The organism is Limosilactobacillus caecicola (assembly GCF_943192935.1).
Lineage (GTDB): Bacteria > Bacillota > Bacilli > Lactobacillales > Lactobacillaceae > Limosilactobacillus > Limosilactobacillus caecicola.
The window spans coordinates 68,940-81,700 of sequence record NZ_CALPCI010000003.1 but is presented as its reverse complement, the minus strand read 5'-3'; the positions used below and the strand labels follow the sequence as shown (position 1 = coordinate 81,700).

Below are 12,761 nucleotides of genomic sequence, written 5' to 3'. Positions count from 1 at the left end.
GAAAGGAGGTGTCATGAATGCTAGTTCTTGCTGAATCAAATAGTTTGTACATGGGTGATATGCTATTCTACCTAATTTCATTTATTATTTTGGCACTTTTGGTATGGCACTTTGCTTGGAAACCAGTTACTCAAATGATGGAAAAGCGTGCTAACAAAATTGCAGATGACATTGATAGTGCTTCAAAGGATCGTAAGGAGGCCGCTAAACTCGCTGCACAGCGTCAAGCCGAATTAAATGGTTCCAAGCAAGAAGCCACCCAAATTGTTGATGATGCGCGCAAGAATGGTGAACATTTACGAGACCAAATTGTTGATGAAGCTCACCAAAACGCTCAGTCAATTCAAGAACAAGCACAACGTGACGCTGAACAAGCACGTCAAGAGGCACTGAAAGGCGCAAAAGATGACGTTGCAAACCTATCTCTTGAGATTGCTGCTAAGTTGATCCATAAGCAGTTAAATGCTGACGATCAACAAGAGTTAATTGATTCATATATTGAAGGGTTGAGTAAAAAATGAGTCTTGATAAGAAGACGGTTGCCAAACGGTATGCGAAGGCCTTATTTGCCCTCGCAAATACTGACGACCAACTAGAACAAACTTACCAAGAACTCGTTGCACTGCGGACTGTTTTTAAACAGAACGCGGGGTTACAACGTGCCCTCAGTGGAACCAATTTAAGTCAAAGCCAAAAAGAAGACCTGGTGAACGAATTGAAAAAGGATAGCTCTCAGCTAGTCTCCAATTTGATCCAGATGGTCTTTGACTATGGCCGGATGGACGAAATGGTTGCAATCATTGATGAGTTTGAAACACAGTATGACCAAGCACACAAACGGGTTCATGCTGATGTCGTCTCTGCCGTGCAACTGGATGAAAATAGGCGTACTAAATTGTCAAATGCCTTGGCCCAACGTTTGGGGGCCAATGATGTTGACTTGAACTTGACGGTGGATCCTGAAATTATTGGTGGATTGATTGTGAAGGTCGGCAGTCAAACATTAGATGGCAGTTTAAAGACCAAATTAGATCAAATGCGTCGTTTACTGATGAATTAGGTTGTTTTGTACTTGAAGAGGTGAGATTTGTATGAGCATTAAAACTGAGGAAATCAGTTCACTCATCAAAAAGCAACTTGCCAACTACCAAGATTCGATTTCTGTTGAAGAAACTGGAACTGTAACCTACGTAGGTGATGGTGTTGCTCGGGCTGATGGCTTGGAAAATGCCATGGCTGGTGAGTTGCTCGAATTTGATAATGGCGTCTATGGGATGGCCCAAAACCTCGAAGCAAACAACGTTGGTATCGTTGTTTTAGGTGATTACACAGGAATTCGTGAAGGAGATACAGTGAAGCGAACTGGTCGAATCATGGAAGTTCCTGTTGGTGATGCCTTGCTTGGCCGGGTTGTAGATCCCTTAGGTCGCCCAATTGACGGGCTTGGTGATATTAAAACTGACAAGTCACGTCCAATTGAAAGAAAAGCGCCGGACGTTATGGAACGGAAGAGTGTTTCTGAACCGCTCCAAACCGGGATTAAAGTTATTGATGCCTTGGTACCAATTGGTCGGGGCCAACGTGAATTGATCATTGGTGACCGGAAAACTGGTAAGACATCAATTGCGATTGACACAATTATTAACCAAAAAGACCAAGACATGATTTGTATTTATGTCGCAATTGGTCAAAAGGAATCAACGGTTCGTTCTGCTGTTGAAACCCTTCGTCGTTATGGTGCGCTAGATTACACAATTGTTGTGTCTGCTTCCGCATCGAACCCTGCTCCATTGCTTTACATTGCACCATATGCTGGTGCCGCAATGGGTGAAGAGTTTATGTACAATGGCAAGGATGTCTTGATCATTTATGATGATCTTTCCAAGCAAGCGGATGCTTACCGTGAATTGTCCTTGATTTTGCGGCGGCCGCCTGGCCGTGAAGCCTACCCTGGTGATATTTTCTATACTCACTCACGGTTGCTTGAACGTGCTGCACGGCTGTCTGATGACTTGGGTGGCGGTTCCATGACTGCCTTACCAATCATTCAGACCCAAGCGGGTGACGTTTCTGCTTATATTCCAACGAACGTTATTTCCATTACTGATGGACAAATTTTCTTGGATTCTGACTCATTCTATGCTGGTCAACGGCCAGCCATTGATGCCGGGACTTCCGTTTCCCGGGTTGGTGGTGACGCTCAGGTAAAGGCCATGAAGAAGGTTTCTGGGACACTTCGTTTGGATATTGCTTCTTACAATGAATTGGCTTCGTTTGCTCAATTCGGTTCTGACCTGGATGCCGCTACCCAAGCCAAGTTAGCTCGTGGTGAACGGACGGTTGAAGTGTTAAAGCAAGGCTTACACCAACCACAACCGGTAGAACAACAAGTGGTTACTTTGTATGCTTTAGGACACGGTTACTTAGATAGCCTTCCTGTTGACGATATTTTACGTTTCGAAAGTGAATTAGCGGCTTACATGCGTGCTAACCACCAAGATTTGTATGATCAAATTAAGTCTACTGGGAAGTTACCAGAAGGTGACGATTTAGACAAAGCAATTAGTACTTTCAAAGATACTTTTGAAACAAGTGACCAAAAGAAGCAAGCATCAGCAGATGATGAAGCAGATGCAACAGAAGAGGCTGAAAACTAAATACTGACGTTTGAAGAAAGGATGGTGAGATTTAGTGCCAGCATCATTAGCTGCAGTTAAACGGCGGTTGGAATCAACGCGGAGCACGCGGCAGATTACAACGGCGATGCAGATGGTTTCTACGGCAAAGTTGAACCAAGTTCAAAACCATACCAAGACCTATCAAGTTTATGCGGATGAGGTTAAGGCAATTTTGGCAAGCCTGGTCAAATCTCATATTGCCACTCTCAAAAACAAGGAAAGTACAGAAAAAATAGCGGCGGATATTGGCTCGCTATTTGATGAACGCCCGGTAAAAAAGGTCGGTATTTTAGTAATGACATCAGATCGTGGTTTAGTTGGCAGTTACAATAGTAATGTCATTAAATCTACGTTGGATATGATGAAAAAGAATGGCCTCAACAAAGACAACACAGTGTTCTTGACGATTGGGAAAACTGGTACAGAATTTTTCAAAAAGCAAGGCATGAACGTTGTCTTTGAAGACACGGGTGTGAGTGACGTGCCCACATATCGTGAAGTTGAGGGGATTGTTAAGAAGGCCGTTCAAATGTTTGAAGACCATGTTTATGATCAACTCTATATCTCATACAGCCATTTTGTTAATCGAATGGTTTCGCATGACCGAACGGAGTTATTCTTACCAATTTCCGTTAAATCATTAGAAGAACATGAAGATGCGCGAGTTAAGAAAGCAGTTACCAATGATATTGAGTCTGAATACGAACTCGAGCCAGGATTGATTGACATGATTAGCTCATTGGTTCCCCAATATGCTAATAGCTTAGTCTATGGAGCAATCTTAGATGCTAAAACGTCTGAACACGCTTCGAGTGCTAACGCCATGAAGTCCGCTTCTGATAATGCTGATGATATTATTTCAACTTTGCAGTTGCAATATAATCGAGCACGTCAAGCTGCCATTACCACCGAAATCACTGAAATCACTGGTGGGATGACAGCACAAGAATAATTCGTAAATGGGGAGGAAATACATGAGTACTACTGGTAAAGTTGTCCAAGTAATTGGACCAGTTGTCGATGTTGAATTTCCCGCAGACGAAAAACTCCCAGAGATCAATACTGCTTTGAAGATTCAGGAAGCTGATGACAAAACTTTAACAGTCGAAGTTGCCCTGGAATTGGGTGATGGAGTTGTTAGAACAATTGCCATGGACGGTACTGATGGTCTGACACGTGGTATGGATGTCGAAAACACAGGTGCGTCAATTAGTGTACCAGTGGGTGACGATACTCTCGGACGGGTGTTTAACGTCTTAGGTGAACCAATCGATGGAGGTCCTGAATTTGGACCTGATGCACAACGAATGCCAATTCACAGGGATGCACCAAAATATGATGATTTAAACAATGAAACCGAAATCCTTGAAACTGGGATTAAGGTTATTGACTTGTTAGCTCCTTACGTTCGTGGGGGTAAGATTGGTCTGTTTGGTGGTGCCGGAGTTGGGAAAACCGTTTTAATTCAAGAATTAATTCATAATATTGCCCAAGGACACAATGGGATTTCCGTTTTCACCGGTGTTGGTGAACGTAGTCGTGAAGGGAACGACATGTACTACGAAATGAAGGGTTCCGGTGTTCTTGATAAGACGGCCATGGTCTATGGTCAAATGAACGAACCACCTGGTGCCCGGATGCGGGTGGCCTTGACTGGGTTGACAATTGCGGAATACTTCCGTGATGTTAAGGGCCAAGATGTGTTGCTATTTATCGACAACATTTTCCGGTTTACCCAAGCTGGTTCCGAAGTTTCTGCCCTGTTAGGGCGGATTCCATCAGCCGTTGGTTATCAACCAACGTTGGCTACTGAAATGGGTCAGTTGCAGGAACGGATTACATCAACCAAGAAGGGGTCCATTACCTCAATTCAAGCGGTTTATGTTCCGGCCGATGACTACACCGACCCTGCTCCTGCAACCACTTTTGCTCACTTGGATGCCACGACTAACCTGGAACGGCGGTTGACCCAAATTGGGATTTACCCGGCGGTTGACCCATTGGCTTCAACTTCAACTGCTTTAACTCCAGAAATTGTTGGTAAGGAACACTACGAAGTTGCCACGCAAGTTCAACACGTCTTACAACGTTATCGGGAACTCCAAGACATCATCTCAATCTTAGGGATGGATGAATTGTCCGACGAAGAAAAGACAATTGTTGCTCGTGCACGACGGATTCAAAACTTCTTATCACAAAGCTTTAGTGTTGCTGAACAATTTACGGGGACTCCAGGAGCTTATGTTCCTTTGAAGGAAACCGTGAAGGACTTTAAAGAAATTCTTGAAGGAAAGTATGATGACCTTCCTGAAGAAGCCTTCCGTTTGGTTGGTAATATTGACGACGTTAAGGCAAAGGCCAAGAAGATGCAAGAAGACTCAGCAGTTAAGGATTAGGAGGGATGCTCATGGCTGATGCAACTTTCCACGTTAGCATTATCACTCCTGATGGCACCGTTTATGATGCGGAGAGTACGATGTTAATCGTTACCACGCAAACTGGTGAATTAGGATTAATGGCTGATCACCTTCCATTGATTGCTGCGTTAAAGATCGGTGAATTAAAAGTTTTACATGCTGATACGGGTGACCATGATACGTTTGTCGCCGTTAATGGTGGTTATGTAAAATTTAACGGCAAGGATGCCGAAATAATTGCCGATAGTGCTGAATTGCAAGCAAATATTGATGTTCAACGGGCACAGAATGCTAAGGAACGTGCTGAACAATCGATTAAGCATGCACGGGAAGTGAATGACCCCGATGAATTATCTCGGGCGCAGGTTCACCTTGCACGGGCGGTTAATCGGTTGCGTGTTTCCAATGAACGTTAAACAACAGAAGCTGAGAATTATTTCTCAGCTTCTTTTTTTACCTTTAATTTAATCTTAAACTTAGATGCAGATTCAAGATTGAAGGTTAATCATATGTTATGATGAAACGGTTTAGGAGGCGCACAAATGCAATACAACGGAACTCAATCAGTATTCGTCTTAATCTGCCAATTAATGTTTATTTTTATTACATTTCGTGCACTGCAATCTTTTCACATTGATACTTTTTTCCGTCACCCACCGCGTGGTTTACCGGTGATGATCGTTCTATTATCGATTGCCATTGGATGGGCTTGTGGAACGTTTTTTGCAGAATTTTTTGTGGTGTTACGTGGAATGATGAACATGGTTCGCTAGATTAAGGAGGATAGTATGACTAAGTTAGTAGTGAAGGGGCATCAATCGTTAACTGGTGACGTTGAGCTCAGCGGTGATCAGCAGACAATCATGGCAATTCAAGCTGCTAGTCTCTTGTCGACTCAGGGAACTGTAATTATCGATAATGTACCCGCAACTACCAATGTAATTGCGATGAACCAGCTCTTACAATCATTAAATGTTGTCATTAATTATGATCGTCATATGCGGGTTCTGAAAATGGATGCCACGCCGACGATTGAGACAACTAAAATTAGTGGTCAATTGTTATTGGCCGCAGGAGCCATTTTGGCGCGATGCCATCGGGTTCAGTTGGTTGATAACGGCGTTAATCCTGAATACGAAACGCAAATTAATCAACTTTGTACGCTTTTTAAGCAATTCGGTGCAACTGTTGAGTTGGATAATGAGGGAGCCCAAATTAATGCTGAAAGATTAACTGGCACCCAAGTGGACTTAGCTGGCTCCGATTTGATCATCACATTAGCATTGATGATGGCCACAACGATGGCACAAGGAATTTCTGTATTGCAAAATCCGTCCCATGATCCGGCCGTAGTTGAGCTCGCCAAAGTACTTAATAAAATGGGTGCACGGGTTCATGGCGCCGGAACCTCCACAATTCGGGTTCAAGGCGTTACCTTTTTGCACTCAACAGATTATTATGCTTTAGATGATCAAGAAGAAGCAGGAATATACATGATTTCGGCAGCATTGACTGCTGGTGACATCTTGGTTCGCGGTGCTCGTCAGGAACACCAGATAGCGTTAATTCATCACCTTGAGGCCATGGGTAACACAGTCGTGGTTCAGCATAACGGAATCCGGGTAATCGGTACCAAACTATTGTTACCAATTGACATTGCCACAGATTTCTATAGTCAAGTTGATGATTACGTGAAGATGGGGCTTATTGCTCTACAAATGAGCGCGCAAGGCCAAACGACCATTCATGGTTTTACGGCCAATCAACTCAACATGGTGGGCTGTGTCTTCGCTGATCATCATCAACAATTGAATTATGGTGATGATCGATTAACAATTGATGGACCGGTCACGGACTTTCCTCGGGAAATTAACACCAACTCATCAGTTATGGGTTTACTTGCATTGATGAATGCATTGGTCGCCCAACAGGTGACGACCATTAATCCCGCTGAAGTTGCTGGAGGGAGTTTTATGCATTTGATTGATCGGTTAATTGAATTAGGAGCAAAAATGCAATTGAGTTTTGACTGAGTGTTGTGCACGGTAGAGATCGTCACGCACTGGTAAACTGGTTGTGGTATAATATCAAACGATTTATTCAAGACGAAGGAGAAAATTATGGCAAAAGATATCGGAATTGATCTTGGAACAGCGAATGTCCTCATTTATGTTCAGGGCAAGGGGATTGTCTTAAATGAACCATCTGTTGTTGCGATTGATACTAATACCAACAAGGTGTTAGCAGTAGGTTCTGAGGCTTACCGGATGGTTGGCCGAACCCCAAGTAACATTCGCGCCATTCGCCCACTGAAAAATGGTGTCATTTCAGATTTTGACGTTACCCAAGAAATGCTTTCATACTTCATTGGTAAACTGAGTGTAAAAGGGGTCATGTCAAAGCCTAATATCATGATTTGCGCACCAACTAATATTACCGAAATCGAACGCAAGGCGATTATTCAGGCGGCTGAACAATCTGGTGGTGCCAAGGTTTACTTAGAATACGAACCCAAAGTGGCGGCCATTGGGGCAGGTTTAGATATTTTTAAACCCAGCGGTAACATGGTAATCGATATGGGTGGTGGAACTTGTGACATCGCCGTCCTTTCGTTGGGAGACATTGTTACCAGTCAATCAATCCGAATGGCCGGTGATAAGCTCAATGCTGATATTGCCAATTACATTAAAGATAAGCATGGTTTAGTGATTGGTGAACATACAGCTGAACAAATCAAAATTAAGTTAGGAACTGCTTTACCCGTTGACGATCCAAAGAAACTGGATGTTCGTGGCCGCGATGTTACGAGCGGGATGCCACGTCAAATTGAAACGGATGAAAACGAAATTGAAGAGGCCCTTCACGATACTTTACAACAAATTGTGAAAGCGGCAATTTCTGTTTTGGAAACTGTCCCACCTGAACTAGCAAGCGATATTATCGATCGCGGAATTATACTGACTGGTGGTACTTCATTATTGAATGGCATTGACCAATTGTTTAGCGAAAACTTAAGGGTTCCGGTCGTGGTTTCTCAAGATCCACTGGATAACGTTGCGAAAGGTGCCGGAGAAATGCTTGAAAGAATGCAGAAGAATGCCAGTGAAAAGGGTGCGAAAACCAGCTGGTTTTCTCGGCGAAAATAATGGTTGATACATTAATTCAACTGATTCGTTGTTATCAACACAATATATCAATTCGCCGACCATTCAAGGTGTGTCGGTATGAACCGACATGTTCGGAATACATGGTTCAAGCATTGCAACGGTTTGGAATGAAGGGGGCCTTACTGGGGTTTGCGAGAATACTACGCTGCCATCCGTTTGCAAAGGGCGGCTTCGACCCAGTTCCTCTTCACTTTACTTTTAAAAGTTATCTGAATAGGTAAAGGTGAAAAAGTGTCAAAGAAAGAAAAAAATATTGAGGTTAATGTCAAAGATCTCGAAAGAAACAATCAACCACTCCAACAAATTTTTATTGGTAAACGTCTCATTGGCGAAGTGATCGCAGTTGACAGTCGTTTTCAGGCAACCCTGTTCGATGGCAACCAGCGGTTTAACGCTCAATCTCAAGAAGAAGGACTGGAGATCATTCTTCAACAATATCATTTGCACCAACATTAGTTGGTGATTCAGATAGAAAGGAAGTTGTCGCTTTATGCAGCGTTCGCAAAGCGAAGACGTTGAGTCACGGATCGACTGGGGCATTGTTTTTTGTGTCCTCTTGTTAGCGTTAATCGGTCTGGCTTCAATCTATGTTGCCGGGACGCATGATACCCAACAGGTTAGTGTAGTTCGCCAAGTGGTGACTCAATTGGCGTGGTACGTGATTGGGACGATTTTGGTGATCGTGATTATGCAATTTGATTCAGAACAACTATGGAAAATTGCACCAATTATTTATTGGATTGGGATCTTCTTAATGTACGCCATCCTAATTTTCTACAGTCGTTCGTATTATGCCAGCACGGGTGCCAAAAGTTGGTTTGCAATTGGTCCCTTTACTTTTCAGCCTTCTGAAATTATGAAGCCAGCCTACATTTTGATGATGGGAAGGGTGATTACTACTCACAATAGTGAGTATAGTGTCCATTCAGTTCGTAATGACTGGAATTTGATCGGCACTATGATACTGTGGTTGTTACCGATTCTGGTTTCCTTAAAATTCCAAAATGACTTCGGGACCTCGTTGGTCTTCGTCGCCATTTTCGCTGGGATGTTACTGGTTTCAGGGGTTACTTGGCGAATTCTTGCTCCTGTTGCGATTGGTGGTGCAGTTGTTGGTGGTGGTGCATTAGCGATGGTGACAAGTACTGTCGGTCGTCATATTTTAGAGCAAATTGGTTTCCAAGCTTACCAATTTGAACGGGTTGATACCTGGTTAAATCCTTCCAAGGATACTACTAATCAGGGTTATCAATTATGGCAAAGTATTAAGGCCGTCGGTTCAGGGGGCATTACGGGAACTGGTTTTAACAATTCCCACGTTTATGTCCCAGTTCGTGAATCAGATATGATTTTCTCGGTAATTGGTGAAAACTTTGGGTTCTTAGGTAGTATTTTATTAATTTTAATTTACCTGTTGCTCATTTACCTGATGATCAGGGTAACTTTTGATACTAAAAATGAATTTTATGCCTATGTGTCAACGGGGGTTATTATGATGATCCTGTTCCACGTTTTTGAAAATATCGGGATGAATATTGGTTTGTTACCGTTGACTGGGATTCCGTTACCGTTTATCTCTTCCGGGGGATCTTCTTTGATCGGAAACTTGATCGGGATCGGGATGATTATGTCAATGCGCTACCACCATCATTCATATATGTTCAGCAGTAACCAAGAGTTTCACTAGAGGATTAATCAATGGTGCAATTTGAAAATCCCTGGAAAGTAGTTAAAAGTGGTCAGAAGATCATGTTAAAATTACCACAAGAGGAATTAGACAAGTTAGGACCAATTTACTTTTTAGATCTTCCAGATGTTGGCGCACAGCTACAGGCGGGAATGCCGTGTATTAGTATCGAGGCCGCCAAGTGGATTGGTACCAGCAAGGCACCAGTGGACGGTCAGGTGATTGCGGTTAATCAAGCAGTAGCGGGTTTGAATAGCCAGGATCTGACATCCCAGGATTGGATTTTGGAATTAGTAACACATTAATTTCGTTAATAGAGTAACGGGCTAACAAGATAAAAATGGTCCCAAGCATTCGTCTAATTCGATCGCTTGAGGCCATTTTCATTGTTTTGGAGCCTTTAGTTTGGAAAGGGGAGGAAATCGTGAATCAAGATTTTATACCTGTTTATCACCAATTACAAACTCTTCATCAACAGCTTACCCGCGGGGAAATTTATTTAGAAGCCTTTCAACAAGTTCACCAGTTGATCCCATTTCCGGAGTATGATCGTCAGAAGGCGACTCCCGTTACCATTAATAATTTAGATAATCGTCAAGGGGCCCAAATTTTCGATTTTGTAACCAGCGCGGATACTCAAAAGCATCCGGCGTTTACGGATGAATTAGCAAACATGATTATGGATGGACATACCTCAGATGATTTTACGCTTCGGCAGCTGTTAACTTCCTGTTTACAAGTTGCTTGCGAAAACAATTTAATTTCCGATGAGCAATTACAGCAACTCTATCATTATTTTAGTCAACCCGAGGTGTTGTTGGACCATATTGATGAGCCAACTAATCAAGCAGCGTTTGGTCGCTCAGAAGCCCTGGCTTTGTTAACTCTAACCCTAGTTGCAGATCGCTCTGGGTATTTTTATCTGACACGCGAAGACTTAAATCAATTGGTTGATGTTGTGGCATTAATGGCGGTTTTTGAAAAAGATACGCGTGCCTATGTCAATGGGGTTGGCTGGGTCCATTTATTTGATCGCCTAGCAAGGTTATTTTCTGAACTATGTGAACACGAAGAGTTGGTTCGGGGTGATAAAATTTTCTTAATGACGACTCTCGTGGAAAGTTATCGTCAATCAGAAGGTTTACTAGCAATGGGGGAAAATGAAAGTATTGCCCAATTTTTGGTGAAATTATTCAACCAACATGAGATTTATCAAAATTACTTTATTGCAGAAATCAACAATTGGCGGGACCAATTTAACGATTTTGATCTGTTTGCTAAAGAAAAATGGTTTGGGCTCTTTAATTACCGCCACTTAATACAAAGTTTGCTTTTAAATGGTGATTTACCCAAAAAGGTCCGTCAGTCCGTAACACTACATTAAATCTTTCATAAGACATAGCAAAGTTTTATTGAAATATGTTATACTTATGTTTCGGTGTACGTACAGAAATGTACTCGGTTGAAATTAATTAAATTAATAGGTGGTATTTTTTATGACAGCAAAGAAGCTGAACGTGGCATTACTCTTTGGTGGCAATTCATCAGAGCATGATGTTTCAAAGCGCTCCGCCCACAATATTTATGATGGGATGAATAGAGACAAATACAATGTTAAGGTCTTTATGTTCACTAAAGACGGTATTTTGCTCAACAATGAAGATTCTCAGCGCATTTTTGATGGTGAGCCAGAAGACCAAGTGGTCAAAGAAGCTTATGCCAAAATGGATTTAGATTCTCCGTTAGCACCATTAGCAGCGTTGCAGAGTGCTGGACCAATTGACTTTTTCTTCCCCGTTATTCATGGTAATTTGGGTGAAGATGGCACGGTTCAAGGCCTATTCCGGTTGTTAAAAAAACCGTATGTTGGTTCTGGAATCACGGCCAGTGCACTTTCATTTGACAAGGACTATACTAAGCGGATTCTGGATTTAGCAGGGGTTCGGAACACCCCTTACGTCTTGGTAACTCCTGAAAATCAAGCTCAGTATACTTGGGACGCTATTGTGAATGAACTTGGCTCCACTGTCTTTGTTAAACCGGCTAAGCAAGGTTCATCGGTAGGAATTCATAAGGTTACGAATGAGGAAGAGTACCGCGCAGCGCTCAAGGATGCATTTGTTTACGATTATAAAGTCTTGGTTGAACAAGCAATTGTTAACCCCCGGGAAGTAGAGATTTCTATTTTGGGGAATGAAAAGCCAATTGCCTCCAAATTAGGTGGGGTCCGCGTGCCAAAGGGTGACGCCTTTTACGATTATGAAAACAAGTTTGTTGACGCCTCTGGAGTGGTGTTTGACTTACCAGTAATCTTGCCAGAGAAGTTAACTGAGGAAATCACCAACATGGCTCTGAAGGCTTATAAAGCACTTGATATGAAAGGCTTAGCACGGATTGACTTCTTAGTTGATGAAAACGATGTGCCATATCTGGGCGAACCAAATACGTTGCCAGGATTTACTAACATTAGTCTGTACCCACAAATGTGGAGTGTTTCTGGGATCCAATATTCCGAGTTAATTGACAAGTTAATTCAACTAGGGATTGACGAGTTTAACCGGCGTTCTAAGATTAAGTACTCATTTAAAGAGTTAGGTGAGGAACACGTTGGGAAAAAAGAATATCATTAACAGATGATTAAAATTATTAAAAATTAAGACTACGATTATCATTATATATAATCGTAGTCTTAATTTTTAATAATTGTCGGTCGCTAACACTTATCATTTGATTTTTTAATATTAAAAGATTAAATATCAAAAATAGGGTTAACAAATCGCAAGTAAAGTTATAAAATTAAAAATGGTTAATT

The 12,761-nt window shown here is 42.2% G+C and carries 15 protein-coding genes; all 15 read left to right on the top strand.

Going from position 1 to position 12,761, the window contains the following annotated elements:
- Positions 1-17: 17 nt before the first annotated feature.
- The 15 genes from atpF to NFR43_RS05505 all read left to right on the top strand — a co-directional run bounded on the left by atpF (position 18) and on the right by NFR43_RS05505 (position 12,579).
- Complete coding sequence (gene atpF / locus NFR43_RS05575) at positions 18-521, top strand: F0F1 ATP synthase subunit B (RefSeq protein ID WP_251547285.1); 504 nt, start codon at positions 18-20, stop codon at positions 519-521.
- Positions 518-1,060, top strand: a complete 543-nt coding sequence (gene atpH, locus NFR43_RS05570; protein ID WP_251547283.1) for an ATP synthase F1 subunit delta — start codon at positions 518-520, stop codon at positions 1,058-1,060. Before atpF ends, atpH begins: the two co-directional genes overlap by 4 nt.
- Before the next feature lie 31 nt (positions 1,061-1,091).
- Positions 1,092-2,657, top strand: coding sequence for a F0F1 ATP synthase subunit alpha (atpA, locus tag NFR43_RS05565; RefSeq protein ID WP_251547281.1), 1,566 nt, complete (start codon positions 1,092-1,094; stop codon positions 2,655-2,657).
- A gap of 34 nt (positions 2,658-2,691) precedes the next feature.
- The gene (locus NFR43_RS05560; RefSeq protein ID WP_251547278.1) at positions 2,692-3,630 is read left to right on the top strand and encodes a F0F1 ATP synthase subunit gamma; all 939 of its coding nucleotides are present in this window, start codon (positions 2,692-2,694) and stop codon (positions 3,628-3,630) included.
- 22 nt (positions 3,631-3,652) lie between these two features.
- Positions 3,653-5,074 (top strand): F0F1 ATP synthase subunit beta, encoded by a 1,422-nt coding sequence (gene atpD, locus NFR43_RS05555; RefSeq protein WP_251547276.1) that lies wholly within the window; start codon positions 3,653-3,655, stop codon positions 5,072-5,074.
- A gap of 11 nt (positions 5,075-5,085) precedes the next feature.
- A complete protein-coding gene (locus NFR43_RS05550; RefSeq protein ID WP_251547273.1) occupies positions 5,086-5,511 on the top strand; it encodes a F0F1 ATP synthase subunit epsilon in 426 nt (141 codons plus the stop codon).
- Between the two features lie 126 nt (positions 5,512-5,637).
- Positions 5,638-5,868: a DUF1146 domain-containing protein gene (locus NFR43_RS05545; RefSeq protein WP_251547271.1), complete on the top strand. Its 231-nt coding sequence runs from the start codon at positions 5,638-5,640 to the stop codon at positions 5,866-5,868.
- A 15-nt stretch (positions 5,869-5,883) separates the two neighbouring features.
- On the top strand, positions 5,884-7,128 hold the full coding sequence (locus tag NFR43_RS05540) for a hypothetical protein (protein WP_251547269.1): 1,245 nt from the start codon (positions 5,884-5,886) through the stop codon (positions 7,126-7,128).
- 87 nt (positions 7,129-7,215) lie between these two features.
- Positions 7,216-8,241, top strand: coding sequence for a rod shape-determining protein (gene mreB, locus NFR43_RS05535; protein WP_251547267.1), 1,026 nt, complete (start codon positions 7,216-7,218; stop codon positions 8,239-8,241).
- Entirely contained in the window at positions 8,241-8,483 is a 243-nt protein-coding gene (gene yidD / locus NFR43_RS05530) for a membrane protein insertion efficiency factor YidD (protein ID WP_251547265.1), read from the top strand. The genes mreB and yidD overlap by 1 nt, the downstream gene beginning before the upstream one ends.
- A 10-nt stretch (positions 8,484-8,493) precedes the next feature.
- The gene (locus tag NFR43_RS05525; RefSeq protein WP_251547263.1) at positions 8,494-8,718 is read left to right on the top strand and encodes a DUF2969 domain-containing protein; all 225 of its coding nucleotides are present in this window, start codon (positions 8,494-8,496) and stop codon (positions 8,716-8,718) included.
- A 34-nt stretch (positions 8,719-8,752) separates the two neighbouring features.
- Positions 8,753-9,949, top strand: coding sequence for an FtsW/RodA/SpoVE family cell cycle protein (locus tag NFR43_RS05520; protein ID WP_251547261.1), 1,197 nt, complete (start codon positions 8,753-8,755; stop codon positions 9,947-9,949).
- Between the two features lie 11 nt (positions 9,950-9,960).
- Positions 9,961-10,254, top strand: coding sequence for a glycine cleavage system protein H (locus NFR43_RS05515; protein WP_251547259.1), 294 nt, complete (start codon positions 9,961-9,963; stop codon positions 10,252-10,254).
- Between the two features lie 119 nt (positions 10,255-10,373).
- Positions 10,374-11,333 (top strand): DUF2785 domain-containing protein, encoded by a 960-nt coding sequence (locus tag NFR43_RS05510; protein WP_251547257.1) that lies wholly within the window; start codon positions 10,374-10,376, stop codon positions 11,331-11,333.
- A 112-nt stretch (positions 11,334-11,445) separates the two neighbouring features.
- The gene (locus tag NFR43_RS05505) at positions 11,446-12,579 is read left to right on the top strand and encodes a D-alanine--D-alanine ligase family protein (RefSeq protein ID WP_251547255.1); all 1,134 of its coding nucleotides are present in this window, start codon (positions 11,446-11,448) and stop codon (positions 12,577-12,579) included.
- Positions 12,580-12,761 lie beyond the last annotated feature (182 nt).

Bases quoted from the DNA above. Each gene is read 5' to 3' on its own strand.
- atpF (WP_251547285.1), top strand. From the start codon at position 18: ATGCTAGTTCTTGCTGAATCAAATAGTTTGTACATGGGTGATATGCTA.
- atpH (WP_251547283.1), top strand. From the start codon at position 518: ATGAGTCTTGATAAGAAGACGGTTGCCAAACGGTATGCGAAGGCCTTA.
- atpA (WP_251547281.1), top strand. From the start codon at position 1,092: ATGAGCATTAAAACTGAGGAAATCAGTTCACTCATCAAAAAGCAACTT.
- atpD (WP_251547276.1), top strand. From the start codon at position 3,653: ATGAGTACTACTGGTAAAGTTGTCCAAGTAATTGGACCAGTTGTCGAT.
- NFR43_RS05550 (WP_251547273.1), top strand. From the start codon at position 5,086: ATGGCTGATGCAACTTTCCACGTTAGCATTATCACTCCTGATGGCACC.
- NFR43_RS05545 (WP_251547271.1), top strand. From the start codon at position 5,638: ATGCAATACAACGGAACTCAATCAGTATTCGTCTTAATCTGCCAATTA.
- NFR43_RS05540 (WP_251547269.1), top strand. From the start codon at position 5,884: ATGACTAAGTTAGTAGTGAAGGGGCATCAATCGTTAACTGGTGACGTT.
- mreB (WP_251547267.1), top strand. From the start codon at position 7,216: ATGGCAAAAGATATCGGAATTGATCTTGGAACAGCGAATGTCCTCATT.
- yidD (WP_251547265.1), top strand. From the start codon at position 8,241: ATGGTTGATACATTAATTCAACTGATTCGTTGTTATCAACACAATATA.
- NFR43_RS05520 (WP_251547261.1), top strand. From the start codon at position 8,753: ATGCAGCGTTCGCAAAGCGAAGACGTTGAGTCACGGATCGACTGGGGC.
- NFR43_RS05515 (WP_251547259.1), top strand. From the start codon at position 9,961: ATGGTGCAATTTGAAAATCCCTGGAAAGTAGTTAAAAGTGGTCAGAAG.
- NFR43_RS05505 (WP_251547255.1), top strand. From the start codon at position 11,446: ATGACAGCAAAGAAGCTGAACGTGGCATTACTCTTTGGTGGCAATTCA.